22 protein-coding genes and 1 tRNA gene are annotated in these 24597 nt (G+C 56.3%); 10 read left to right on the forward strand and 13 right to left on the reverse strand.

The window, feature by feature from the left end; all coding sequences use genetic code 11:
* Window position 1 precedes the first annotated feature (1 nt).
* From IV493_RS05080 to ompC, 3 genes are all read left to right on the forward strand, one after another.
* Window positions 2–2146, forward strand: coding sequence for a type I secretion system permease/ATPase (locus tag IV493_RS05080; protein ID WP_195857829.1), 2145 nt, complete (start codon window positions 2–4; stop codon window positions 2144–2146).
* Window positions 2143–3312 carry an HlyD family efflux transporter periplasmic adaptor subunit gene (locus IV493_RS05085; RefSeq protein ID WP_013358550.1) on the forward strand — a complete coding sequence of 390 codons (1170 nt, stop codon included), beginning with the start codon at window positions 2143–2145 and terminating at the stop codon, window positions 3310–3312. The genes IV493_RS05080 and IV493_RS05085 overlap by 4 nt, the downstream gene beginning before the upstream one ends.
* Before the next feature lie 598 nt (window positions 3313–3910).
* Window positions 3911–5029: a porin OmpC gene (gene ompC, locus IV493_RS05090; RefSeq protein ID WP_033783713.1), complete on the forward strand. Its 1119-nt coding sequence runs from the start codon at window positions 3911–3913 to the stop codon at window positions 5027–5029.
* Window positions 5030–5055: 26 nt separating this feature from the next.
* Here ompC and IV493_RS05095 read toward each other — a convergent pair whose 3' ends face one another.
* Together IV493_RS05095 and IV493_RS05100 are read right to left on the reverse strand one after the other, a co-directional pair.
* A complete protein-coding gene (locus IV493_RS05095; RefSeq protein ID WP_013358548.1) occupies window positions 5056–5250 on the reverse strand; it encodes a hypothetical protein in 195 nt (64 codons plus the stop codon).
* A gap of 149 nt (window positions 5251–5399) precedes the next feature.
* Window positions 5400–5510: a hypothetical protein gene (locus IV493_RS05100; protein WP_013358547.1), complete on the reverse strand. Its 111-nt coding sequence runs from the start codon at window positions 5508–5510 to the stop codon at window positions 5400–5402.
* A gap of 172 nt (window positions 5511–5682) precedes the next feature.
* Here IV493_RS05100 and apbE point away from each other — a divergent pair, with 172 nt between their 5' ends.
* The 3 genes from apbE to IV493_RS05115 all read left to right on the forward strand — a co-directional run bounded on the left by apbE (window position 5683) and on the right by IV493_RS05115 (window position 9118).
* Window positions 5683–6729, forward strand: coding sequence for an FAD:protein FMN transferase ApbE (gene apbE / locus IV493_RS05105; protein ID WP_195857830.1), 1047 nt, complete (start codon window positions 5683–5685; stop codon window positions 6727–6729).
* Window positions 6729–7370 carry a DNA oxidative demethylase AlkB gene (gene alkB / locus IV493_RS05110; protein ID WP_033783711.1) on the forward strand — a complete coding sequence of 214 codons (642 nt, stop codon included), beginning with the start codon at window positions 6729–6731 and terminating at the stop codon, window positions 7368–7370. The genes apbE and alkB overlap by 1 nt, the downstream gene beginning before the upstream one ends.
* Window positions 7371–7465: 95 nt before the next feature.
* Window positions 7466–9118 (forward strand): multidrug ABC transporter permease/ATP-binding protein, encoded by a 1653-nt coding sequence (locus IV493_RS05115; RefSeq protein ID WP_013358544.1) that lies wholly within the window; start codon window positions 7466–7468, stop codon window positions 9116–9118.
* 155 nt (window positions 9119–9273) lie between these two features.
* Here IV493_RS05115 and IV493_RS05120 read toward each other — a convergent pair whose 3' ends face one another.
* From IV493_RS05120 to IV493_RS05140, 5 genes are all read right to left on the reverse strand, one after another.
* Complete coding sequence (locus IV493_RS05120) at window positions 9274–9990, reverse strand: 4'-phosphopantetheinyl transferase (RefSeq protein ID WP_095706866.1); 717 nt, start codon at window positions 9988–9990, stop codon at window positions 9274–9276.
* Between the two features lie 72 nt (window positions 9991–10062).
* Window positions 10063–10266 carry a hypothetical protein gene (locus tag IV493_RS05125; protein WP_003854174.1) on the reverse strand — a complete coding sequence of 68 codons (204 nt, stop codon included), beginning with the start codon at window positions 10264–10266 and terminating at the stop codon, window positions 10063–10065.
* A gap of 438 nt (window positions 10267–10704) precedes the next feature.
* Window positions 10705–10781: transfer RNA gene (locus tag IV493_RS05130), tRNA-Pro, on the reverse strand.
* A gap of 73 nt (window positions 10782–10854) precedes the next feature.
* Window positions 10855–12609 (reverse strand): LPS biosynthesis-modulating metalloenzyme YejM, encoded by a 1755-nt coding sequence (gene yejM / locus IV493_RS05135; protein ID WP_195857831.1) that lies wholly within the window; start codon window positions 12607–12609, stop codon window positions 10855–10857.
* Between the two features lie 22 nt (window positions 12610–12631).
* A complete protein-coding gene (locus tag IV493_RS05140; protein WP_010248348.1) occupies window positions 12632–12859 on the reverse strand; it encodes a YejL family protein in 228 nt (75 codons plus the stop codon).
* Window positions 12860–13017: 158 nt separating this feature from the next.
* On the opposite strand from IV493_RS05140, the gene yejK reads away from it, so the two are divergent.
* Window positions 13018–14022, forward strand: coding sequence for a nucleoid-associated protein YejK (gene yejK / locus IV493_RS05145; RefSeq protein WP_013358541.1), 1005 nt, complete (start codon window positions 13018–13020; stop codon window positions 14020–14022).
* A gap of 119 nt (window positions 14023–14141) precedes the next feature.
* Here yejK and rplY read toward each other — a convergent pair whose 3' ends face one another.
* Together rplY and IV493_RS05155 are read right to left on the reverse strand one after the other, a co-directional pair.
* Entirely contained in the window at window positions 14142–14426 is a 285-nt protein-coding gene (rplY, locus tag IV493_RS05150; protein ID WP_013358540.1) for a 50S ribosomal protein L25, read from the reverse strand.
* 141 nt (window positions 14427–14567) lie between these two features.
* On the reverse strand, window positions 14568–16322 hold the full coding sequence (locus IV493_RS05155) for a DEAD/DEAH box helicase (RefSeq protein ID WP_195857832.1): 1755 nt from the start codon (window positions 16320–16322) through the stop codon (window positions 14568–14570).
* Window positions 16323–16477: 155 nt separating this feature from the next.
* Here IV493_RS05155 and rsuA point away from each other — a divergent pair, with 155 nt between their 5' ends.
* From rsuA to IV493_RS05170, 3 genes are all read left to right on the forward strand, one after another.
* Window positions 16478–17197, forward strand: coding sequence for a 16S rRNA pseudouridine(516) synthase RsuA (rsuA, locus tag IV493_RS05160; protein ID WP_033783707.1), 720 nt, complete (start codon window positions 16478–16480; stop codon window positions 17195–17197).
* Window positions 17198–17246: 49 nt separating this feature from the next.
* The gene (locus IV493_RS05165; RefSeq protein ID WP_013358537.1) at window positions 17247–18443 is read left to right on the forward strand and encodes a Bcr/CflA family multidrug efflux MFS transporter; all 1197 of its coding nucleotides are present in this window, start codon (window positions 17247–17249) and stop codon (window positions 18441–18443) included.
* A gap of 292 nt (window positions 18444–18735) precedes the next feature.
* The gene (locus IV493_RS05170) at window positions 18736–19056 is read left to right on the forward strand and encodes a hypothetical protein (RefSeq protein WP_013358536.1); all 321 of its coding nucleotides are present in this window, start codon (window positions 18736–18738) and stop codon (window positions 19054–19056) included.
* Here the strand turns inward: IV493_RS05170 and yejF are convergent.
* The 4 genes from yejF to IV493_RS05190 are packed head-to-tail and all read right to left on the reverse strand — an operon-like array spanning window position 19043 to window position 24581.
* Window positions 19043–20647 carry a microcin C ABC transporter ATP-binding protein YejF gene (gene yejF / locus IV493_RS05175; protein WP_195857833.1) on the reverse strand — a complete coding sequence of 535 codons (1605 nt, stop codon included), beginning with the start codon at window positions 20645–20647 and terminating at the stop codon, window positions 19043–19045. The genes IV493_RS05170 and yejF overlap by 14 nt on opposite strands.
* Window positions 20648–21670, reverse strand: a complete 1023-nt coding sequence (locus IV493_RS05180; RefSeq protein ID WP_013358534.1) for an ABC transporter permease — start codon at window positions 21668–21670, stop codon at window positions 20648–20650.
* Window positions 21667–22761, reverse strand: a complete 1095-nt coding sequence (locus tag IV493_RS05185) for a microcin C ABC transporter permease YejB (protein WP_013358533.1) — start codon at window positions 22759–22761, stop codon at window positions 21667–21669. The genes IV493_RS05180 and IV493_RS05185 overlap by 4 nt, the downstream gene beginning before the upstream one ends.
* Before the next feature lie 11 nt (window positions 22762–22772).
* Window positions 22773–24581, reverse strand: a complete 1809-nt coding sequence (locus IV493_RS05190; protein ID WP_195857834.1) for an extracellular solute-binding protein — start codon at window positions 24579–24581, stop codon at window positions 22773–22775.
* Window positions 24582–24597: the final 16 nt, after the last annotated feature.

Genomic DNA, 24597 nt, shown 5'->3' on the forward strand with positions numbered 1-24597 from the left:
AATGAGTACTTCAACCCTGAATACCGATAACTGGATTGCCGCCATGCTGCGCGTCGCCGCGCGATTCGGTAAACCTGCCGATGGCAAAACCCTGCGTCAGCAGATGCGCTGGTTTGAACATCTGCCGGTGTCACAGCAGCTGGAGCGGCTTTCCGGGCTGCTGGGACTGCATCTGACCATGGTACCGCAGAACAAACTGCGCTGGCGTCAGGAGATCACCCCGGTGGTGCTGGTGCTGGAAAATGCCAGCGTGGCGGTGCTGGAGAATATCGATTCTGACGGCAACGCACGCTACTGGCTCAGTGAAGGCGGCGATGTGGTGCGTGAAAGCGCCTTATCGGAACTGCTGACGCGCGCTCAGGGCGATGTCGGCGTGATTGGCGTGGCGGCGCGTGGCCGGGATGCGCGTATCGACGAATTTGTTCAGCCCTATGAGCCGCACTGGTTCTGGAAAAACTTTCGTGGCATGGGTCGCCGTATTACCGAGATCTCGCTGGCCTCGGTGATCAGTAATGTGCTGGCGCTGGCCGGTATTCTCTTTTCGATGCAGGTCTACGATAGGGTGATTCCGGCGCAGTCGCAGTCCACGCTGTGGGTACTGTTTGTCGGGGTGCTGATCGCCGCAGCCATTGAGTATGTGATCCGGCTGATGCGAACTCAGGTGTCAGACTTAATGGGCAAACGCATCGACCTCAAAGTCTCCGCCATGCTGTTTGCCCGGGCGATGAGCATCCGTAATGAGGCGCGGCCAAAATCGACCGGCTCCTTTATTTCGCAGTTGCGTGAGATCGACCAGGTGCGTGAGTTGCTGACTTCAACCACGGTGGGTGCAGCAGCCGATCTGCCGTTTGTCATCCTGTTCCTGTTTATCATGTCGTTTGTGGGCGGCTGGCTGGTGCTGATCCCGCTGGCGGCAATCCCGCTGATCGTTATTCCCGGCCTGCTGGTGCAGATCCCGATGGCGCGGCTGGCCAAAGAGGGGCTGCGCGAGGGCGCGCTGCGCAATGCGGTGCTGGTGGAAACCATCGAAGGGATTGAGGATATCAAGGCGCTGCAGGCAGAACCCTATTTCCAGCGTCAGTGGGAACAGACCCACGAAGTCAGCGCTTCAATCAGCAATCAGCAGCGGTTATGGGGCGCACGCCTTACCGGCTGGGCATCGACCGTGCAGCAGCTCACTTATGCCGGAATGCTAGTGTTTGGTGTCTATCTGGTGCTCGATTCGCAAATCACCACCGGTACGCTGGTTGCCTGTAGCCTGCTCTCATCCCGCACCATCGCCCCATTAATGCAGCTGACCATGGTTTTCTCACGCTGGCAGCACGCCAAAATGGCGATGAAAGGGCTAGATGAGCTGCTGAAAAAGCCGCTCGATCAGCCTGAAGCCGCCACGCTGGCGCACTGTCCGACGCTTACCGGCCAGTACGATCTGCGCAATGTCCATTACAGCTATGACGAAGAGAATGAAAAAAATGTGCTCCACGTGCAGCAGCTGCAGATCAAGCCCGGCGAGAAGATTGCCATTCTGGGCAAAGTCGGGGCAGGGAAGTCGACGCTCCTGAAGATCCTGGCCGGTCAGGCGCAGGCCACTCAGGGCAAAGTCATTGTCGATGGCGTCGACATTGAGCGTATCGATCCTGTCGATTTACGCCGTCAGCTCGGCTGGCTGTCGCATGATTCCCGTCTCTTCTTTGGCACGCTGCGGCAGAACCTGATGCTGGGTAATCCCCACGCCAGCGAACAGGAGATGCTGCAGGCGCTGCGCATCAGCGGCGCGCTGTCGCTGGTCCAGCAGGATGCCGCCAGTCTGGATCGTATTATCAATGAAGGCGGACGCGGGCTGTCAGGCGGGCAGCGTCAGATGGTGATGCTGAGCCGGATGATCCTGCGGCAGCCGCAGGTGGTGCTGCTGGATGAGCCGACTGCGGCCATGGATGAACAGCTGGAGGAACATGTGATCCGTCAGCTACAGGGCTGGATCAGTGGCCGGACGCTGGTGCTGGTGACGCATCGCCCGGCGCTGCTGAAGATGGTTGATAGGATTGTGGTGATGGATAACGGCCGGATTGTGGCCGATGGCCCGCGTGACGAGATCCTGCGCCGTGCGACGACGCCAGCGACGCCAGGGAAAGGAGATGCTGCATGAGTCTGGTTATTGTTGATAAAGATCTTGCCCGTCATGAGCGCCGGACATCGGCAATTATCTGGCTCTGCACCGCCGCGCTGGCGATTTTTCTTATATGGGCGCACTTCGCCATTCTGGATGAGGTGACCGTCGGCACAGGTAAGGTAACACCTTCCAGCCGCGCGCAGGTGATTGACAGCCTGGATGGCGGCATCGTCAAACAGCTGAATGTGCATGAGGGCGATATTGTTGAGAAAGGGCAGGTGCTGGCGACGCTCGATCCGACGCGCTTCCAGTCCAACTTCGGCGAAGCGCAGGCCAAAGTGCGCACGCTGCGTGCCTCATCCGAAAGGCTTGAGGCCGAGTTGTCGGGCACGCCGCTGACGTTCAGCGCCGAAACCCTGAAGGAGCCGAACCTGGTCACGCGCGAACGGCAGCTCTACGAATCGCGTCGTCGTAATCTCACCGAAACCATCAGTAACCTGCAGCAGTCGCTGAAACTGGTACAGGATGAACTGCGGCTGACGGAACCGCTGGTGGCTAAGGGCGCGGCAGGACAGGTCGAGGTGATTCGTCTGCGTCGTCAGGTCAGCGATCTGCGCGGTAAAATTGATGAGGCGCGTAACGACTATCTGGTGCGTGCCCATGAAGAGCAGGTGAAAAACAATGCCGAACTGGATGCACAACTGCAGGTTGCTGCGGGCAAAGAGGATCAGCTGACGCGTGCTACGCTCTACTCACCGGTACGCGGCATCGTCAAAGATATTCAGGTCACCACGGTCGGTGGCGTACTGGAGCCAGGCGGTAAGCTGATGGAAATCGTGCCGCTGGAGGATCAGCTGCTGATTGAGACGCGCATCAATCCACGTGATATCGCCTATATCCGCCCCGGTCTGGCCGCCACCGTAAAAGTGACCGCCTATGACTCTTCTATCTATGGCGACCTGCCCGGCGAAGTTGAAACGGTGTCGCCCGATACCCTGCAGGATGAGGTAAAACGCGATCAATATTACTATCGTGTTTACGTTCGTACCCAGAAAGCGGAGCTGACCAACCGTGCCGGACGAAAATTCCCGATTGTGCCGGGTATGGTGGCCAACGTGGAGATTAAAACCGGTCAGAAATCGGTCATGGACTATCTGATTAAGCCGCTGAATAAAGTCAAAGAATCGCTACGCGAGCGCTGACAATCAGCAGCATCCCCACTATCCGCCTGCTTAATTACGGTGATAAATTAACATGGCGGATATTTCATCATTCCGTGTGCAAAGCGTGCGCAATTTAACACTCTGTGTGGAAATAAGACGTAGTTAATTTAACCCGCTTAAGAAAGTTTACGTGGATATAACGGAACGGCAAATTGCAGGCAAAAAAATGCCGGACGATTTGTCCGGCGGGAAATAATAAGTTGTACATCTCATTCGGGGAGAATGAAGGTAATAATGGAATAAATGATGATAGCGGGGTCTATTCTATTACCAGATCCCGCAAAAGTTTTATCATTCAGTGCTTCAGAAAGGTCTGATGCAACCTGTTGATAACAAAGAATACCAATTGAGATTGACGATTCGTGCGCTGATTTTTATCGATCCGTGCTGGTTATTAGTTCCCCGATATTTACATTAAGAAATAACTGTTTCGACTTATGAAACACTTTTGGAAATTTAGTAGCATTTTCCTGGTGGATTATTGCCCGTTATATAACAACAATGGCCTGCCGGCTGAATTTTTAATCATTCAGTTCGCAGTGGCAAATAATAAAGGCACATAACAGAGGGTAATAAAATGAAACGTCGCGTTCTCTCCCTGGTGATCCCTGCATTGCTGGTTGCAGCAGGATCAGCAAACGCAGCTGAAATCTATAACAAAGACGGCAACAAATTAGACCTCTTCGGTAAAGTTGACGGTCTGCACTACTTCTCTGATAACGACAGCTCTGACGGCGACCAATCCTACGTTCGCTTCGGCTTCAAAGGTGAAACCGAAATCAGCAATGAGCTGACCGGTTACGGCCAGTGGGAATATCAGGCCGCGCTGAACAACGCCGAGTCTCAGGGCACTGCTGACAGCTTCACCCGTGTCGGCTTTGCCGGCGTGAAATTTGGGGATGCAGGCTCGTTCGACTACGGTCGTAACTACGGCGTAGCCTACGACATCGGCGCATGGACCGACGTGCTGCCCGAGTTTGGTGGCGATACCTATGGCGCGGATAACTTCATGTATCAGCGCGGTAACGGCATGGCGACCTACCGCAACAATAACTTCTTTGGTCTGGTGGATGGCTGGAACTTTGCAGTCCAGTATCAGGGCAAGAATGGCAACAGCAGCGAATCACCTAATGGCCGCGACGTACTGGGCCAGAACGGCGACGGCTGGGGTCTGAGCACCACCTATGATCTGGGTCAGGGCTTCGGCATTGGCGCAGCAGCTTTCCAGTCTGACCGTACCAATGATCAGAACAGCGCAACGTCAGGTATTCTTGGCCGCGGCGATAAAGCGGAAGTGTACACAGGCGGTCTGAAATATGACGCGAACAATGTCTATCTGGCAGCGATGTACTCACGTGCTTACAATGCGACCCGCTTTGGTGACAGCAGTGACGCCTCTTCAGCTTACGGGTATGCGGATAAAGCGGATAACTGGGAACTGGTTGCACAGTATCAGTTTGACTTCGGCCTGCGTCCATCCCTGGCCTATGTCACCTCACGCGGCACCGATGTTCAGAACTGGGGCAAACAGAATCTGAAAAAATATATCGATGTTGGCGCGACGTACTACTTCAACAAAAACATGTCTACCTATGTTGATTACCAGATCAACCTGCTGGACGACAACGCCTTCACCGACGCAGCCGGTATCAATACCGACGACGTGGTGGCACTGGGTCTTGTTTACCAGTTCTAAATGTTCTGAGTTGTCAGGGAGCGCAGTTACCGCTGCGCTCCTGCATCACCTTCCGGGCTGAGCGCTTCAGCCTTTTGCCACTTTGTGGGTTCTGGTGCTGTTGTTACCGACGACACAACACTGCCGAATCGTGCACCTTCAAATGCCACACCTGCCAGCGTAAAGGCTGAAAAGCTCAGCCAGTGATGCCATGCTGTTGGCCACTTCTGTGAATTTTTCATTCTGCACCTCTCAGAGATAAACACTGTTTCAACAGTGCAGAATTCATGCCAGCTTTACCGCTCTCACAGCCACAGACGGCGCGCCCGTTTTGGTACACTTGCCGCGCGCGTCAGAGAGGCATTGCCCCAATCAGGTGCAGCCAGGCCTGTTAATGGCGCGGCCGGGAAGGCGTCATATGACGATGACGACGTTGTTCGACCACTTTATAACTTCCATAAACAAACAGACCCAGGGCAATAACGAGAATCGCATAAATCATCTGTAGCTCCTTACTTTGAATTAATGTTTATCGCCTGTCGGGAGGCGGGGTCAGGATAGATGACCGGTGAATGTTCTCGTGATTCAGAAAAATATTCAACGCTATTTAAGCTAATTTACCCGAAGTTTATGCTTTGTAGCAGAGCTGAATAAAGTGTTACAAGTGAGGGAAGATGCGTTCTCAGATTAATCTGCTGTTTATAGCGATGTTGGTACTGATGTTAGCAGCCTGTGATAAGCCAGCGGCAACAACCGCACTGGTACTGGAAGGAAAAACGATGGGGACCATCTGGCGTGTGAGCCTGGCGGGAGTAGAGAGCGAACGTAAAGCGGAGCTGCAGCAGCGCATTCAGCAGCGGCTGGACGCAGATGATGCTGAACTCTCAACCTGGAAAGCCGATTCCGTGCTATCGCGCTTCAACCAGAGCCGGGAGCTGTCACCGCAGCCGGTGAGTGAAAATATGGCGGATATTGTCATCACCTCTTTGCGAATTGGCCGCCAAACCGGCGGGGCGATGGATATCACCGTCGGGCCACTGGTTAACCTGTGGGGTTTTGGGCCGACGAAACAGCCTGGTCATACGCCGGATGCGGCACAGATCGCTGCCGCCCGGGCGCAGACCGGGTTACAGCATCTGCGGGTGGTGCAGGGTGCAGACGGGCAGTGGCTGCAGAAAGATCTGCCTGACCTTTATGTGGATCTCTCAACGGTGGGCGAGGGCTTCGCTACCGATCATCTGGCGCGGCTGATGGAGCAGCTCGGCATCAACAACTATCTGGTGTCGGTCGGGGGTGCGGTGCTGAGTCGTGGTCTGAATGCGCAGCAGCAGCCGTGGCGTGTGGCGATTCAGAAACCGACGGATCGCGAAAATGCGGTTCAGGCGCGCGTTGATCTGCAGGGACACGGTATCAGCACCTCCGGCAGTTATCGCAACTATTATGAACTGGACGGCAAGCGCATTTCTCATGTGATCGATCCCGTTACCGGACGGCCCATTGAGCATAAACTGGTCTCCGCCACGGTGATCGCCACTACGGCACTGGAAGCCGACGGTTGGGATACCGGATTGATGGTACTCGGCACTGAAAAAGCCAAAGCACTGGCGATAAAAGAGCATCTGGCGGTCTATCTGATTAGTAAGCAGGGCGATAAATTTGTCAGCTGGATGTCGCCGCAGTTTGCTGCCTTCCTGATCCCCGACAAATCCGGAGAACCCTGATGTTAGATCTTTTTAGTGAAGAGCAACCCTGGCAGGAGCCGCTGGCTGAAGGAGCTGTGATCCTGCGGCGTCGCGCGCGCGAAGAGGCAGAAGCGCTTTATCAGCAGATCATGACGATTGCGGAACAGAACCCGTTTGCCCATCGCATTACGCCCGGCGGCCATCGCATGTCGGTGGCGATGACCAACTGCGGCGATTTTGGCTGGTCGGTGGATTCACGTGGCTACAATTATCAGCAGCAGGACAACCTCAACGGACGTCAATGGCCACCCATGCCACCGCTGTTTCGTACTCTGGCAAAGCAGGCGGCATCAGAGGCAGGATTTCCTGACTTTAATCCGGATGCCTGCCTGCTTAATCGCTATGAACCGGGCGCGAAGCTGACGCTGCATCAGGATAAAGATGAGAAAGATCTGCGCCAGCCTATCGTTTCGGTGTCGCTGGGCTTGCCGGCGGTTTTCCAGTTTGGCGGCTTCGAGCGCGGCGACACGACTCAGCGTGTGCTGCTGGAACATGGCGATATTGTGGTGTGGGGCGGGCCGTCGCGCCTGCGTTATCACGGCATCCTGCCGCTGAAGCCAGGCGTTCATCCGCTGGCCGGTCCCTGGCGTTATAACCTGACGTTTCGCCGCGCCTTTTGACCCGCCACGCCGGTTATGGCGTGGTGAGAATAACTATTGCTATCATTTGGCATCCCATTACACTGCAGGCTGTTTTTAGCTGATGGATTGCCTGCATGACGTTGTTAAGCGTTGTTTTTCGCCAGTTCCGCTGGCCTTTTCTCGGGGTGATTGCGCTGACGTTGTTAAGCGCCGTGCTGGGTATCGGCATGATCGCCTTCATTAATCGCGAAATGATTGTCGCCATTAACACCTCCTTTGCGGTATTGCCGCAGTTTCTGTTGCAGTTGGTGGTGCTGATGGCGGTGACGCTGGCCTCGCAGCTGGCGCTGACGATGCTTGGCCATCAGTTTGTCTGGCGACTGCGCGGCGAGTTTATTAAGCGTATCCTCGATTCCCGGGTTGAGCGCATCGAGCAACTCGGCAGTGCGCAGCTGCTGGCGGGACTGACCAGCGATGTGCGGGCGATTACGCTGGCCTTTGTACGCCTGCCGGAGCTGTTTCAGGGCGTCATCATTACGCTTGGCTCGGCAATTTATCTCGCCTGGCTGTCGCCCAAAATGCTGCTGGTGACCAGTCTCTGGCTGGGTGTCACGCTGGTGGGCGGCTGGATGCTGGTTTCACGCGTGTATCAGCACATGGCAAAGCTGCGGGAAATCGAAGATAACCTCTATCGCGATTACCAGACGGTGATTGAAGGGCGCAAAGAGCTGCAGCTTAACCGCTCCCGTGCACAGCAGGTCTATGACACCGTGTATCAGGAAGATGCCCGCGCCTGGCGTCATCATATTGTACGCGCGGATACTTACCATCTCAGTGCGGTTAACTGGTCAAATATCATGACGCTAGGCGCTATCGGCATGGTCTTTTTTATGGCTAACAGCCTGGGCTGGGCTAATACCGCCGTCGCCGCCACCTTTTCCCTGACGCTGCTTTTCTTACGCACGCCGCTGCTCTCGGCGGTGGGCGCGTTACCGACGTTGCTCAGTGCCCAGGTCGCTTTCCGTAAGCTCAACGCCTTTGACCTCGCGCCTTATCAGCCCGGGTTTCACGCCCCATCTGCCGTCTCTGACTGGCAGACACTGGAGCTGCGCGACGTCTCTTTTCACTATGGTGATAATGGCTTCCAGGTGGGACCAATTAACCTGACGCTGCGCCGGGGAGAACTGGTGTTCCTGATTGGCGGCAACGGTAGCGGGAAATCGACGCTGGCGATGCTGATGACCGGACTTTATCAGCCGCAGTCCGGCACGCTGCTGCTTGATGGTAAAGCGATCACGGCTGACGAGCTGGATGTGTGGCGCAGCCAGTTCTCGGCGGTCTTTACCGACCTGCATCTGTTTGACCGGTTAATCGGGCGGGAAGGGGTTGCGGCCAATCCGGCGCTGGTTCAGCAGTGGCTGGAGCGGCTGAAGATGCAGGACAAACTGAAGATTGAAGGCAACAAAGTGCTGAACCTGCGGCTATCTAAAGGGCAGAGTAAGCGACTGGCGCTGCTGCTGGCGGTGGCGGAAGAGCGCGATGTGCTGTTACTGGATGAGTGGGCGGCCGATCAGGATCCCCATTTTCGCCGCATCTTTTATCGCGAGCTGCTGCCGTGGTTGCAGCAGGCGGGTAAAACGGTGTTTGCCATCAGCCATGACGATCATTACTTCATTCATGCCGATCGGCTGCTGGAGATGCGCGAAGGCCAGTTAACGGAGCTGACCGGTAATGAGCGCGATCTCGCCACGCTCGACTCGGTAAAGCGCACCGACACCGGGCTTTGACGGCAGCTGGCAAAACTTAGCAGAAAAGCGCACTGGCGTGCTGCGCGTCAGACAGGCTACTTTAGCAATCAGCAGAAACGTCGGTTTCTGCCATCCTGAAACGTCTTCTTTCGTCTGTGTTTACCCCGGCTAAATACCCTTGTTTAGCCGGTTTTTTAAAGCTGATGCGTGATCAGGGTGATGACCTGATTCTCCTGCCACATAAAGTCCGCTTGCAGTAACGTCCCCCTCGCAAAGCGCTCGCCGACGTGCTGAGTCAGGCTCAGCGTGGCACTTTGCTGCGCGAAATCTACGGACACCAGTGCCGCATCCAGAAAGTCCATCGGCTGATGCAGTTGTGGCCATAGCGCTTTATATACGCTTTCTTTGAGCGAGAAGAGCAGGGTGGCGGCCGCACTGAAGGAGACGGGCAGCGTCCGCAACAGCTGCTGTTCCTGCTCGTTCATCAGCAGCGTTGCCGTTTCCTGTGCCGTGGTCTCTGACATCAACTGCTCGACATCAATGCCAACTGCGCAGGGCTGACGGGTAGCCGCCACGACGACGACACCACTACTGTGTGACAGTGACGCCTGAATGCCGGCAGGCCAGAGGGGGGAGCGGTCAGGCGCGTTAGTCAGAATGAAATCATCAATGCCCAGTTCTGCCATTACTGACCGGGCAAGTAACCGGCTGGCAAGATATTCCGCACGTCTTTTATTGACCGCCTGCTGCAGTCGGGCGGGCAGTGGAATACCCCATTCGACAGCCAGCGCGTCATGATATTTTTGTGGGTCAAAGTGACTCACCGCCAGCAAAGGATCGCTGTGGTTAAGATGACAGGAAAGGATAAAGCCGCCTGCAACAGGCGGCAGCGGCAGGTCGGGATAGCGCATGCGAAACCATCATCAGAACCCAAAAAGGCATTTAATCAGGCGCGATGGTTCAGGGCAAGCAGCCCGCCACAATCAGTCGTTGGGAGGAATGGCAAAACTTTTAAGAGAAACAACGAAATGGTGGTGACCCCTGCTGATGCGTGCACCCCGGTCGCACCAGTGGCTCGCCAGACGAAAGAAATCGTCGCTGCCAATGTCATACGCCAGTTCCACTTTGCTAATGCCTGAATGAAGTAACGCTTCTGCATCTTTCAGGCTTTTCGCTTTGATCGCCATAAAAATTATCCGTCAATTTCTGGGGAGTTCAGGGTAGTTATTTTCTGTGACATTTTTGTTTCAGTTTGATGAAAAAGCGCAGCGGGTGGCTACTTTTGTGAGGCGGATCAGGCTTTTTTGCAAGCTTTAACCTGATGATTACATGAGGAATGTTAACCCCGTTCGGGATTAATCTGAATATTCAGCTTGGGAAGCAGCGACAGAGAAAGGCCGCGTCAGACGCGGCCCTGTGGGTTACTTTTCGTCTGGCGGGGAAGGTTGCTTATCGCCGGACTCAGGTGCTTCGGTTGGATCGTCTTTTTCGATGAATGTCATGAACTCTCCTCTTGTTACCCACACGTTTTGAAGTATAGATCGGATTGCTGGACGTGCGAGGGAAGTTAAAGTCTGACGACAGAAACGAAAAAAGCAGCCTTTTGGGCTGCTTTTCAGGGAATTTGGTCGGCACGAGAGGATTTGAACCTCCGACCCCGGACACCCCATGACCGTGCGCTACCAGGCTGCGCTACGTGCCGAACACTGGAAGATAAGTCTACTGGTTATCGTCATGAATGCAAGATACCCGCAAACTATTTGCCTGATAATTAATCAGTTAGCGATAAACCGCTTCTCCTCGGTGAGTACCTGCAACAGCAATGCCAGCTCTGGCTTGTGATCTTTAAGCGCGTTGCCCTGCGCATCATAAGCGCGATAGCTGCCGTTGTTGTTGAGCACCAGCGTCACCTGCGGCGTGGTAATGATCAGTTTATTCTCTTCGCTGCTGGCGACCCAGTCATGGCGACGACGCGCTGCAAACAGATCTTCACCCTGCGAGTAATTCACCGGATTGGTCCGCACATGCAGCAGGCGCTGCATCAGCGTCGCCATCACATCCTGATGATCCGAAAGGCGATCAACCGTCTGCGCGGGGGTGTCAGGCCAGTGAATCACTAACGGCACCTGCAACGTCTGGCGGTTTCCGGCACTGTCAGGATTGCCATCCAGCGCCAGACCACGCTGCGCGGTGATCACCACGACGGTGTTCTTCAGCAAATCACGTGCCTGCAGGCTGCTGAGCACCGCGTGAATCTGTTCATCAACAGCCGGAGCCTGACGCAGATAGCTGCGCTGACGCGCTTTGGCACTGTCGCCGGTCACATCAGGGCCGTTCAGGGCGATCCATGAGAACCAGGGCGCCTGTGAATCTTTCTGTTTCTCCAGCCAGTTCTGCCATTGCCCCACGGTGCTGGCGTTGGGCTGACTGCTGGTGGCAGGCAGTGAATAATCGGTCAGCAACGCCTGGCGGTAGAGCGGCGGATTAAAGCCTTCTGAGGAGAACAGGCCAAACTGATAACCCTGGGTACTCAATGCACCCAGCAGGGCAGACGGCGTCCGGGAAGCCAGAATGCCGTTCATGTAGCTGGAGGAGATACCGTAGAACAGGCCGAATAAGCCTTTCTCCGGGGTATCACCCGCGCTGTAGTGCTGCGTGAAACGCACGTTCTCGCTGGCAAACTGATTGAGTTGCGGCAGCGCTTTGGCCAGCGTGGCGTTGTTCAGACCATCGACGGTCAGCACCAGCAGGTTATTGCGTGTCCCGGCGTCACGGAACGTAATGTCGCTCAGCGGATATTCTACCGCCAGCGCTTCCGGATCCCCCTGCTGAACCAGACGGCGCTGATACTCCTGCGCATCCAGCAAGCCGTGACGCTCCAGGAAGCGGCGGGCGGTCATCGGATAGGAGAGCGGCAGGTTGGCACGCTGCATGGTAATCGGGCGATAGAAGTTGGCATCGGCCCAGATATACATCAGGTGGCTGGCAAAGAAGGCGCTGATAAACAGAGCTGCGACAGGTTTACCAAATGAACGGCGATTGAGGCTGCGCAGCTTCTGCCAGCTCCAGGTCGCAAACAGCATCTCGACCAGGAAAATCAGCGGCACGCTGATAAACATCAGCTGCCAGTCACGCGCCATCTCGCTCTGATCGGGGTTAATGACCAGTTCCCACACCACCGGATTCAGGTGCAGGTGGAAACGGCTGAAGACCGCACTGTCGACCATCACCAGCGTCAGCCCGGACGTCGCAATCACCGCAGATAACACCCGCATCAGCCGTTGCGACATCACCACAAAGGTCAGCGGGAAAATAATCAGCAGATAAGCGGCAAACACGACAAAACTGAAGTGGCCAACCCAGCTGGTATAGGCGTAGATACGCCCCGCCAGCGAAGAAGGCCAGTCGGCGACCAACAGGTAGCGACTGCCTAAAATCAGCGCGAATAAGATATTAAACAGAGCAAACCAGTGCCCCCAACTGATCATCTGGGAGACTTTTTCGCGGTAGCGCTGCCGGTTGGTTACCATATTATGAAGTCAAATCAGCCAATTAATGAGCGTTGTCGTCGCGCACAGATGCCTGAAGGGCATCGGCGAAAGAGCGTGCCAGTGAACGACGTTGCGCCGGAGCGACATCGCTGTTAATTAAGTTGGTCACCATATTTCCCAGTACCATCAGGGAGAGGTCGGTGGGGGCTTTATCCTTGTGCAGGATTTGGGCCATTTCCGCGAGGAGTTGTTCCACGCGTTCGTCACTGTAGCGTGATGATTGTGCCATATCGTCGTCTAAGCTCATTTCAAAAGGCGATATATTACCGGAACAGCGCACTTTTTACCGCAATTTTATCGAAAGTACCGCGTTCGCTTTCAGCATGGAGTTGAAAGCCGATGCTGGCGGTGTTTGAATACGCGCCTGTGCTAAAAGGAGAGTCTACCATGAGTCTGGATATCGACCAGATTGCCCTGCATCAGTTAATCAAACGCGATGAAAACCAGCTTGAACTGGCGCTGCGCGATTCGCTGCTGCCTGCCACCAACACGGTCAACGCGATGGTGGAAGAGTTACACCGGGTTTACAGCGCAAAAAGCAAAGCCTATGGCCTGTTCAACGCTGAGAGTGAACTGGCAGAAGCGCTGCGTAATTGTCGTAAGGGCAACGATGATTTTCTCGCTTTTAGCCGTGCCGCGACCGGTCGTCTGCGCGACGAGCTGGCAAAATACCCGTTTGCGGAAGGCGGCGTGGTGCTGTTTATTCACTATCGCTATCTGGCGGTGGAGTACCTGCTGATTGCGGTGCTGAACAGCCAGTCCAGCATGCGCGTCAATGAGCAGCTGGATATCAGCAGCACGCATTATCTCGATATCAATCATGCGGACATCGTAGCGCGTATCGACTTGACCGAATGGGAAACCAACCCGGAATCGACCCGTTACCTGACCTTCCTGCGCGGCCGCGTTGGTCGTAAGGTCGCTGACTTCTTTATGGACTTCCTCGGAGCCGAAGTGGGATTAGACACTAAGGCGCAGAACCGCGGTCTGTTGCAGGCGGTCGATGACTACTGCAACGAATCGGAACTGGACAAGCAGGAGCGGCAGAACTATCGCCAGCAGGTTTACAGCTACTGCAACGAGCAGCTGCAGGCGGGCGAAGAGATTGCGCTGGAAGATCTGTCGAGCGAACTGCCACCGCTGGGCGAAAAAACCTTCCAGGCCTTTACCCAGGAGCAGGGTTACGAGCTGGAAGAGAGCTTCCCTGCGGATCGCAGCACGTTGCGTCAGCTGACAAAGTTTGCCGGAAGCGGCGGGGGACTGACCCTGAACTTTGATGCGATGTTGCTGGGTGAACGCATTTTCTGGGATCCGGCCACGGACACTCTGACGATTAAGGGCACACCGCCTAATCTGCGCGATCAGCTCCAGCGCCGTACCAGCAGCAAATAAAAAAAGCCGGGCTTAGCCCGGCTCTGTTGCCTGATACGTCGATTGTCCTGGTGTATCAGCGACAAAATAAAAGGGCCGGTTTCTCAACCGGCCCTTCTGTTTTTCAACGTAATTCGCGATTAAGCGCGAACGAAGTCGATGTGGAACAGTTTTGGCTTGAACGGGTGACGCTGAACAGCCTGAACTTTCACTTTAGTTTCTTTGCCGTCAACTGACAGGGTCAGAACTTCGTCGTAGAAACCCGGCTTAGCCTGCAGGTTCATTACTGAGTCGTGATCCAGATCGATGGCAACAGCCGCTTCAGAACCACCGTAGATGATGGCCGGGAAACGGTTTGCTGTACGCAGGCGGCGGCTCGCACCCTTACCCTGCTCTTTACGTTCTACTGCATTGATAGTGAGCATTAATATATCTCTTTATTTAATCCTGCTACAGGCGACCCAGTAACAGGCAGGTTATTCAATCCCGCTGATGCACATGCAAAAGCGGGCGGCAGTATAGCCGTTATGCCAGGTGGTAGCAAACGATATACCCGCCAGCAGGGATTACCGCAGCTCATTGGCGCGGCGATAACGACCCTGATAATCAAACATTTTCTCGCGGATTTGCCAGAACTGGCCTTTGGCGCGCGCCACGACAAAGTCGGGATGTCGCAGCAGGGGCTGCAACGCCAGCACGTCAGCGGCGGTCTGCCAGCCCAGCGGTACGCCGGGCGCGCGCTGATGCGGGCGCATAAAGAGCTGTTCAAACGCCTTACGCTGGGCGGGTGTCTGCAGGCGAAACCGTTCGCTGACGCTGGTGCCTTCCTCATCATGATAAGTTGCCTTCAGCCATTCACCTTTGGCGTCGCGGCCCTGTTCCAGCGTCATACCGCCACAGCGCAGCACCAGCGCATCCTTCAGTTTCAGGGCAGCTTTAAGCATATCGTCCGGGTCGACCAGAATTTTGTCGCACTGATGGCAGCGCCGGGCGGCAATATCATTCTCTGCGCCACAGTCAGGGCAGCTTTTAAAGCGGAAGCGGAAATCACACTGTTCGCGCTCACCCTCATCATCTTCCAGCACGCCCTGACAGCGTCGGCCAAAATGCTCAATCACCATGCCATCGGCGGTCGCCTTGCCCCAGAAGGTGTTGGCGAAACCGCAGGCGGGACAGAAAACCTGAACCGGCTGATTGTCGCTGGCCCCTTTAGGCGCGCCGACTTCGGGCGTAAAAAGGTCATGCGGATTACCGGCATAATCCAGGATAAGACAGTCGGTTTTACCGGGCGAGAGCCGCAGCCCGCGGCCGACGATTTGCTGGTAGAGGCTCACTGACTCGGTCGGGCGCAGGATCGCAATCAGATCCACGTGCGGAGCATCAAACCCGGTGGTCAGCACCGCCACGTTCACCAGGAATTTCAGCTGCTGCGCTTTAAACGCCAGAATCAGGGCATCACGCTCGCGGGCGGGGGTGTCGGCAGAGACCAGCGCGCTGTTTTCAGGCAGCAGCTGCAGAATTTCCCGCGCATGCTCTACCGTTGAGGCGAAAATCATCACCCCCAGCCGATCTTCAGCGAACTCCACAATCTGCCGGATGATATGGGGCGTTACGCGCTGCTGCTGTTTCAGCTCGCGATTCAGATCGGCTTCGCTGAACAGGCCGTTAGACTGTGCCGTCAGGCGGCTGAAATCATACTGCACCACCGGCATATCCAGCCGCTCAGGCGGCACCAGGAACTGGTGCTTGATCATATAGCGCAGCGGCAGCTCATAGATGCAGTCGCGGAACAGCGACTTGTCGTCGCCACGTACCATGCCGTGATAGTGGAACTGATAAATCCAGCCTTTACCCAGCCGGAACGGCGTGGCGGTCAGGCCGAGTAAACGGAGCTGAGGATTGTGCTGACGCAGATGGTTGAAAATCTGCTGATACTGGCTCTCTTTGTCATCGCCGATGCGGTGGCACTCATCGACGATCACCAGCGAGAAGGCGCTGTCGAACAGGTCGAGGTTACGCGCCACCGACTGTACGCTGCCAAACACCACTTTGCGCTGGCTCTCTTTGCGCTGCAGGCCGGCGGCAAAAATATCGGCCTCCAGTCCGTAAGCCTGATATTTGCTGTGGTTCTGTGCCACCAGCTCTTTGACGTGCGCCAGCACCAGCACCCGGCCACGCGCCAGCCGTGCCAGCTCGGCAATCACCAGACTCTTTCCGGCACCGGTTGGCAGCACAATAACGGCGGGCTCCTGATGGCGACGGAAATGCGCCACGGTGGCATTCACCGCATCCTGTTGATAGGGGCGTAAGGTAAAAGACATGTTGCTCACTTTTATAAAACTGGTGGTAATTATGCCATGAAAGGGCGGTAAACGCGCTGTCAGGCTGGCGCGGATCACGTTATACTTCCCGCACATTTTCAACGGTTAACCAGGCCGTTTCAGATTCCCTCCGCAGTAACAGGCAAAACGAATTCATGCGACTCGACAAATTCATCTCTCAGCAACTGGAAATCAGCCGCGCTATCGCTCATCGCGAGATCCGTGGCCAGCGTGTCACCGTCAACGGTGAAGTGGTGCGCGACACCGCGTTTAAACTGCTGCCCGACCACGAAGTCGCCTACGACGGCAACGTGCTGCAGATGCTCACCGGCCCACGCTACTTTATGCTGAACAAACCGCAGGGCTACGTCTGCTCAACCGACGATCCCGATCATCCGACTATCCTCTATTTCATCGAAGAGCCAATGTCATTCAAACTGCACGCGGCAGGGCGTCTTGATATTGACACCACCGGGCTGGTGCTGCTGACAGATGATGGCCAGTGGTCACACCGCATTACCTCGCCACGTCATCACTGCGAGAAAACCTATCGTGTCACCCTGGAATCGCCGCTCGGTGACGATACGGCCGCGCAGTTTACCGCGGGCGTGCAGCTCCACAATGAGAAGGACCTGACGAAACCGGCACAGCTGGAGGTGATTACCCCCACAGACGTGCGGCTGACCCTGAGCGAAGGCCGCTATCACCAGGTGAAACGGATGTTTGCCGCCGTCGGCAACCGGGTCATTGAGCTGCATCGCGAACGTATCGGTGACATTGCGCTGGACGACGATCTGGAACCGGGCGAATACCGGGCGCTGACAGAAGACGAGATCGCCAGTATCGGTCTGCCAAAAGAGCTGCAGGCAAAATAACCGGGCGGGCCAGGCGGCCCGTACCTGATTCATTTGTGCAGGAGAGGGTGTGCGTAAGGAAAAGAATTCGCCAACAGGACTGGTTGTCATCCTTGGTCTGTTAGCCATGCTGATGCCATTGTCGATCGACATGTATCTGCCTGCGATGCCGCAGATTGCGCGTGAGTTCGGTGTGTCAGCCGGTAGCGTGCAGATGTCGCTTAACCTCTACATCCTTGGCTTCGCGATTGGCCAGCTTATCTATGGGCCACTGGCAGACAGCTATGGGCGTAAGCCGGTGATTGCACTCGGCACCCTGATCTTCGCCTGTGCCGCCGCGGCCTGTGCGCTGTCGCAGAGCATCGACCAGCTGATTCTGATGCGCTTCCTGCACGGGCTGTCGGCTGCCGCAGCCAGTGTAGTGATTAATGCCCTGATGCGTGACAGTTACTCGAAAGAGGACTTCTCGCGCATGATGTCCTTTGTGATGCTGATTACCACCATTGCGCCGCTGCTGGCCCCGATTATCGGGGGCTGGCTGCTGGTGCTCTGGAGCTGGCATGCCATCTTCTGGGCGCTTGCGGGCGCGGCACTGGTGACGACGGTGCTGGTCACTACCCAGATCCGCGAAACCCTGAAGCCGGAGCAGCGACAGCGGTTTCACCTGCGCACCACGCTGGGCAATTTCGTGACCCTGTTCCGCCACAAGCGGGCGTTCAGCTATATGCTGGCGAGCGGCTTCTCCTTTGCCGGGCTGTTTACCTTTCTCAATGCTGGCCCCTTTGTTTACATCGAGCTGAATCACGTCTCACCGCAAAACTTTGGCTACTACTTTGGCCTTAACGTGGTGTTTCTGTTTCTGCTGACGCTGATTAACAGCCGCGCCGTGCGCCGCTTTGGCCCGGTGGCAATGTTCCGGCTGGGCCTGCTGATTCAGTTCTGCATGGGGATCTGGCTGCTGATTGTCAGCGCTTTCAGCCTCGGTTTCCTGCCGCTGGTGATGGGGATCGCGCTGTTTATCGGCTGTGTGTCGATGGTCTCATCGAATGCGATGGCGGTGATCCTGGATGAGTTCCCGCACATGGCGGGCACGGCCTCGTCCCTGGCGGGCACGCTGCGTTTTGGCGTCGGCGCGTTTGTCGGTGCGTTGCTGTCGCTGGTGAGTTTTAACAGCGCCTGGCCGATGGTCGGCACTATCGCACTCTGCGCAACAATCTCTCTGTTGCTCTTTTTCTACGCTTCACGTTCCCGCACTGCGCCCCGTTAATCGGGCGCAGTGGTTTCCCCGCCGTTGTCCGCAGTGATGCACATCTCGCCGGTTTTGTTTCTTACTTGTGAAAACTTTTGGCTAAAAAAGTAACCACAATGCGTCTAAAATGATTGTTAACGGCGTGTGAACGCGGTACATATAGGCTGAAGTGCGATGTAAGTCGCAAAAAATGCGCTTCTGCAATCCGCATGGACGGGCCAGTCATCCCTGTCCTGACTCTGCGGGGATCAACCCGTTTTCAGCCGGGCAGGTCGGTGTTGCGACATAAACTCATCGGGGAGAGTAACCTATGCTGCAACTTTCAATTGTGCATCGTCTGCCACAGCGTTTTCGCTGGGCCAGCGATCACCACAGTGCCATTGAATCCGATGACACAATGCTGGATGAGCAGGAGTTCGTGGCGTTGCGTCTGATCAGCCATGACGGCATTCCGGCGTGGGAGATCCTGCAGCAGCTGAAAGAGGTGCTGGCGGATATTCAGGTCGATTGCAAAGTGGCCGAGTGCGAAGGGCAGCCCTGCCTGTTTATTCAGCGTCGCGACGAAAGCGCCACTAACTGCTGCCTGAAAAATCAGGGCGTGGCGATTGCGGAAACTTTTATCGCAGGTTGAGTTGCGCTGACTGCAGCAGCTCGCGGGTATACACAGTCGTCGGTGACGCAAACAACGTTTCACACTCTCCCTGTTCCACTACCTCCCCCTGACGCAGCACAATAAGCTGGTGGCACAGGGCGCGAACCACATCCAGGTCGTGACTGATAAACAGATAGCTGAGCTGACGCTGCTGCTGTAAGCGGCGTAACAGCGTCAGAATCTGCTTCTGCACCGTGCGATCCAGCGATGAGGTGGGTTCATCCAGAATCAGCAACTCCGGCTCCAGAATCAGTGCCCGCGCGATAGCAATACGCTGTCGCTGACCGCCAGAAAATTCGGCCGGATAACGATGCCGGCTTTCCGCTTCCAGTCCCACTTCTTCCATCACCGCAATCACCCGCTGCGCCTGCTGGGCACTGTTCAGTTCGGGCTGATGCACCGCCAGACCTTCAGCAATAATCTGCTGCACCGTCATACGCGGATTGAGCGAGGAATTGGGATCCTGAAACACCACCTGAATGCGCTGACGCAGCGGCAGAAGTTGCCGGCGCGACAGCTGATGCAGCGGCTGGCCGTCAAACCAGACTTCGCCACGTGAGGAAATCAGCCGCAACAGCGCCAGGCCGGTGGTGCTTTTACCCGACCCGGACTCGCCCACCAGACCCAGACTTTCGCCCCGCCGCAGGCTGAAACTCAGCCCGGAAAGCACCTGCTTTTCGCCGGTCTGCCGACGGAACAGTCCGCGTCGCAGCGCAAAACTGACCTGAAGCTGTTCGACCCGAAGAATGACCGGCGCGTCTGCGGGTAGCGGCAGCGCTTTTCCTTCCGGCTCTGCGGCCAGCAACTGCTGGCTGTAAGGATGTTGCGGCTGGTTCAGCAGAATCTGGCTGCGATTCTGTTCCACGATGTGACCCTGACGCATCACGCTGACGTTATCCGCCAGCTGACGCACGATATTCAGGTTATGGGTGATAAACAGCATGCCCATATTCAGCTCCCGCTGCAGTTCACGCAGCAGCACCAGAATCTGCGCCTGCACTGTCACATCCAGTGCAGTGGTCGGCTCATCGGCAATCAGCAACTGAGGCTCGGTCAGCAGCGCCATGGCGATCATCACTCGCTGGCGTTCCCCGCCGGAAAGCTGGTGGGGGAAATCGTTGAGCCGGGTAGTAGGCTGACGGATACCGACCCGATCAAGCACGCTGAGAATCTCACCGCGTGCCGCCGGACGACGCAGCCCGCGATGCAGCGAAAGCACTTCATACAGCTGCTTCTCCACGGTGTGCAGCGGATTGAGCGATACCATCGGCTCCTGAAAAATCATCGCAATCTGGTTGCCGCGAATCGCGCGCAGTCGTTGCTCGCGGGCGCGCAGCAGATCTTCACCGTTAAACAGAATCTCTCCACGGGGATAAACCACCGCCGCCTCATGCAGCAGTCGCATTACCGACAGCGCCGTGACGCTTTTGCCGGAACCCGACTCACCCACCAGCGCCAGCGTTTCGCCCGCGTCAATGCACAGTGAAACGTCATTCACGACCTGGCGAAGCTGCTCGCCCTGACGAAAGGCGACCGAGAGATGATTGATGGCAAGCAGTGGCGTTGTCATTCAGGCTCCTTTGCCCGGATCAAAGGCGTCGCGCACCGCTTCGCCGATAAAAATCAGCAGTGACAGCAGGATCGCCAGGGTGAAAAAGCCCGCCAGGCCCAGCCAGGGTGCCTGCAGGTTATTTTTGCCCTGCAGCAGTAGCTCGCCCAGCGAGGGCGAGCCCAGCGGCAGACCGAAACCGAGAAAGTCGAGGGAGGTGAGCGTGGTGATCGATCCGCACAAAATAAAGGGCAGAAAGGTCAGGGTAGCCACCATCGCGTTAGGCAGCATGTGACGCAGCATAATCCGGCCATCGCTGACGCCCAGCGCCTGTGCTGCGCGGATGTAATCAAAGTTTCGGGTTCGCAGAAACTCGGCCCGGACCACGCTCACCAGGCTCATCCAGCCAAACGCGACGGTGACCAGCAGCAGCCACCAGAAACCGGGCTGAATGACGCTGGAGAGGAGGATCAGCAGAAACAGCGCAGGCATGCCGGACCAGACCTCAATCATCCGCTGCCCAATCAGATCAATTCTGCCGCCGAAATAACCCTGCACCGCGCCAATCACAATTCCTATGATGCTGGAGATAAGTGTCAGCAGCACGCCGAACAGCAGGGAGATGCGCGTGCCATAGAGCAGCCGTGCCAGTACGTCGCCACCGTTGGCGTCCGTGCCGAGCCAGTTCTGCGCAGAGGGCGGAGAGGGGAACGGCACCTGAGTAGCAAAATTGATGGTGCTGTCGCTGAAGCGAATCGGAGCCCATAAAGCCCAGCCGTTCTGCGCAATGCGCTGCCGCAGCCAGGGATCCTGATAATCAGCCGCTGTCGCCAGTACGCCGCCATAGTCGGTTTCGCTGTAATCAAACAGCAGCGGCACCGTCCAGCGCTGTTGATAATGCACCAGCAGCGGCTTGTCATTGGCGATCAGTTCGGCACACAGCGACAGCAGGAAAATGACCAGAAAGATCCACAGTGACCAGTAGCCGCGACGGTTATGGCGAAAGCGCTGCCAGCGCTGTTGATTCAGCGGAGAGAGCGTCATGAGCGGCTCCCGAAATCGATGCGCGGATCGACCAGCGTATAGGTCAGATCGCTGAGAATGTTCATCAGCAAACCGATCAGCGTAAAAATATAGAGCGTGCCAAACATCACCGGATAATCACGTTGCAGCGTCGCATCATAGCCGAGCAGGCCGAGTCCGTTGAGCGAGAACATCACTTCGATCAATACTGAGCTGGTAAAAAACATGCTGATAAACGTGGCGGGGAAGCTGGCAATCACCAGCAGCATGGCATTGCGGAAAACATGGTGATAGAGAATACGGCGTTCCGGCACGCCTTTGGCGCGCGCGGTCACCACATAGAGCTTACGGATCTCATCCAGAAAGGCGTTTTTCGTCAGCATCGTCAGTGTGGCAAAGCCGCCAATCACCGTTGCCAGTACCGGCAGGGCGATATGCCAGAAGTAATCCAGCACTTTGCCATACCAGGGCAGGGTGTCGTGCTGCGCAGACGTAAGCCCGCGCAGCGGGAACCAGTCGAGATAGCTGCCACCGGCGAACAGTACGATCAGCATGATGCCGAACAGAAAAGCCGGAATGGAGTAGCCAATGATAATAAACGCGCTGCTCCAGACATCAAAGGCGCTGCCGTTGCGCACCGCTTTGCGGATCCCCAGCGGGATCGAAACCAGATAGATGATCAGCGTGCTCCATAATCCCAGACTGATGGAGACCGGCAGGCTCTCCTTAATCAGCCCGATCACCGAGGCGCTGCGAAACAGGCTGTCGCCAAAATCAAAACGCAGGTAGTTCCACAGCATCTCGCCGTAGCGCTGCCACAGCGGTTTATCGAAGCCGTAACGCTTTTTAATTTCCGCAATTACTTCGGGATCCAGCCCGCGCGCCCCACGGTACTGATTATCTGCGGGATTAAGATGACTGACGCTGGCGCGTGAACTGGCGTTCTCCGCGCCGCTGCCGGGCAGGCCAGTGGTCTGACCAAACTCAATATTCGCCAGCGCCTGATCGACCGGTCCGCCGGGCGCGATTTGCACGATAAAGAAGTTAAGCGTGATGATCGCCCATAAGGTCGGGATAATCAGCAGCAATCTGCGCAGAAAGTATGCGGCCAACGGTCATCTCCTTAGCGTTTGCTGGCCGGCAGGCGTCCGGCTTTATTTGTGTCGTACCACCAGTTTTCCAGCCCGGTGCTGTAGGCAGGTTTGCGGGCAGGGTGTGAAAACTTATCCCAGTACGCCAGCCGTTGTTCAGCGTTGTACCACATCGGGATCATATACGCATTCCACAGCAGTACCCGATCCAGCGCCTGTGCCAGCGGCCGCAGCGCGGCAGGGTCGCCCTGATGCGCGATAATCTGTTTCACAAAGTGATCAACGATTGGGTCTTTGACCCGCGCGGTATTCCACGACGAGGTGATGTAGTCGGACTGCCAGAGGATCTGCAGACTGGAGGTCGGAATCGGCATCGCCCCATAAACGGTGGCAATCATGTCATAGTCGCCTTCACGCCAGCGCCGCAGGTACTGCGAGCTGTCGATCTGCCGCAGGTTCAACGTAATGCCGAGCCGCGCAAGGTTGTGCTGCAACGGTAACGCCCATTCAGTACTGGTGCCACCGCGCAGCAGCAGTTCGACCGTAAATGGCTGACCGGTTTTATCGTTAATCAGTCGGCGATTTTTAATCTGCCAGCCCGCCTGTTTCAGCAGGTCAAACGCGCTTAACAGACTGGCGCGGTCATAGCCGCTGCCATCGGTTTTGTGCGGCAGATAAGGCTGGCTGAACAGCGCAGGTGGCAGTTGCGCGCGCCACGGTTCAAGCAGCGCCAGCTGCTGTGCATCCGGCACGCCGTGGGCCGCATACTCTGTATTCTGGAAGTAGCTGCTGGCACGCTGCCAGGCACCGTAATAGAGCGCTTTATTCATCCACTCGAAATCGAACATCAGTGACAACGCCTGGCGCACGCGGCGATCGTGGAATAGCGGTTTTTCATTGTTGAATGCCAGCCAGCGGGTATCGATAGCGGCGTCATTGGGCGCGGTTTCTTTAACAATGCTGCCATTGTCGAAATTGCGGCCGCGATACTGGGTCGCCCATTTCTTCGCCGATGTCTCTTCACGCCAGTCGTACGCACCCGCTTTAAAGGCTTCGAACGCCACATTGTCATCCAGATAGTAGTCATAGCGCATGCGATCAAAATTAAAGCGTCCACGATTCACTGGCAGATCGGCGGCCCAGTAATCTTTTACCCGGCTGAACTCAATAAACTGGCCCAGCTTCCAGCGCGTAATGCGATAAGGCCCACTGGAAAGCGGTGGTGCGCTTAACGGCTCGTTAAACTTCTTATCGCGCCAGAACGACTCGGGGATAACCGGTAGCGTCAGTAACCCAAGCAGCAGATCTTTATCCGGTTTCTGTGCCCCGATGCGGACAGTGTGATCGTCCAGCGCTCTGACGGTCACGCCACGGTAGGCGACGCGGAACTGAGGCACGCCCTCGGTCATGAACTTCTGAAAGGTGAACGCTACGTCGCGGGCGGTGACTGGTGTGCCGTCATGGAACCGGGCGCGGGGATTCAGGCGTATTTCAATCCAGGTAAAATCGCTGGCGTAGCGGGCTGATTCAGCAATCAGCGGATAATAGCTGCCCGGTTCATCGTCTGAGCTGGTGTACAGGCCGTCATAAAGCGTGCCGGTATTGATGCCCGGATTGCCGCGTGAGGCGTAGCGGTTGAAATTGTCGTAAGTGCCCACTACCGCCAGGGTAATACTGCCGCCTTTTGGCGCGCGGGGGTCAACGTAATCGTAATGGCTGAAGCCGGGCGGATATTTCGCTTCGCCGGCCTGTGTGAAGGCGAACGTTTGCAGGACTGATGCAGCCAGCAGCGGGGCGCTGAAGAGGCCGCACAGCAGCAGAAATCCCAGGCGAAATAGCATGTTCTCTCCCGTTAAA

This window comes from Pantoea sp. SM3640, from assembly GCF_015654165.1.
Classification (GTDB): Bacteria; Pseudomonadota; Gammaproteobacteria; order Enterobacterales; family Enterobacteriaceae; genus Pantoea; species Pantoea vagans.

Excerpts from the sequence above, each read along its gene's own strand:
- IV493_RS05080 (WP_195857829.1), top strand. The coding sequence starts at position 2 with ATGAGTACTTCAACCCTGAATACCGATAACTGGATTGCCGCCATGCTG.
- IV493_RS05085 (WP_013358550.1), top strand. The coding sequence starts at position 2,143 with ATGAGTCTGGTTATTGTTGATAAAGATCTTGCCCGTCATGAGCGCCGG.
- ompC (WP_033783713.1), top strand. The coding sequence starts at position 3,911 with ATGAAACGTCGCGTTCTCTCCCTGGTGATCCCTGCATTGCTGGTTGCA.
- IV493_RS05095 (WP_013358548.1), bottom strand. The coding sequence starts at position 5,250 with ATGAAAAATTCACAGAAGTGGCCAACAGCATGGCATCACTGGCTGAGC.
- IV493_RS05100 (WP_013358547.1), bottom strand. The coding sequence starts at position 5,510 with ATGATTTATGCGATTCTCGTTATTGCCCTGGGTCTGTTTGTTTATGGA.
- apbE (WP_195857830.1), top strand. The coding sequence starts at position 5,683 with ATGCGTTCTCAGATTAATCTGCTGTTTATAGCGATGTTGGTACTGATG.
- alkB (WP_033783711.1), top strand. The coding sequence starts at position 6,729 with ATGTTAGATCTTTTTAGTGAAGAGCAACCCTGGCAGGAGCCGCTGGCT.
- IV493_RS05115 (WP_013358544.1), top strand. The coding sequence starts at position 7,466 with ATGACGTTGTTAAGCGTTGTTTTTCGCCAGTTCCGCTGGCCTTTTCTC.
- IV493_RS05120 (WP_095706866.1), bottom strand. The coding sequence starts at position 9,990 with ATGCGCTATCCCGACCTGCCGCTGCCGCCTGTTGCAGGCGGCTTTATC.
- IV493_RS05125 (WP_003854174.1), bottom strand. The coding sequence starts at position 10,266 with ATGGCGATCAAAGCGAAAAGCCTGAAAGATGCAGAAGCGTTACTTCAT.
- yejM (WP_195857831.1), bottom strand. The coding sequence starts at position 12,609 with ATGGTAACCAACCGGCAGCGCTACCGCGAAAAAGTCTCCCAGATGATC.
- IV493_RS05140 (WP_010248348.1), bottom strand. The coding sequence starts at position 12,859 with ATGGCACAATCATCACGCTACAGTGACGAACGCGTGGAACAACTCCTC.
- yejK (WP_013358541.1), top strand. The coding sequence starts at position 13,018 with ATGAGTCTGGATATCGACCAGATTGCCCTGCATCAGTTAATCAAACGC.
- rplY (WP_013358540.1), bottom strand. The coding sequence starts at position 14,426 with ATGCTCACTATCAATGCAGTAGAACGTAAAGAGCAGGGTAAGGGTGCG.
- IV493_RS05155 (WP_195857832.1), bottom strand. The coding sequence starts at position 16,322 with ATGTCTTTTACCTTACGCCCCTATCAACAGGATGCGGTGAATGCCACC.
- rsuA (WP_033783707.1), top strand. The coding sequence starts at position 16,478 with ATGCGACTCGACAAATTCATCTCTCAGCAACTGGAAATCAGCCGCGCT.
- IV493_RS05170 (WP_013358536.1), top strand. The coding sequence starts at position 18,736 with ATGCTGCAACTTTCAATTGTGCATCGTCTGCCACAGCGTTTTCGCTGG.
- yejF (WP_195857833.1), bottom strand. The coding sequence starts at position 20,647 with ATGACAACGCCACTGCTTGCCATCAATCATCTCTCGGTCGCCTTTCGT.
- IV493_RS05180 (WP_013358534.1), bottom strand. The coding sequence starts at position 21,670 with ATGACGCTCTCTCCGCTGAATCAACAGCGCTGGCAGCGCTTTCGCCAT.
- IV493_RS05190 (WP_195857834.1), bottom strand. The coding sequence starts at position 24,581 with ATGCTATTTCGCCTGGGATTTCTGCTGCTGTGCGGCCTCTTCAGCGCC.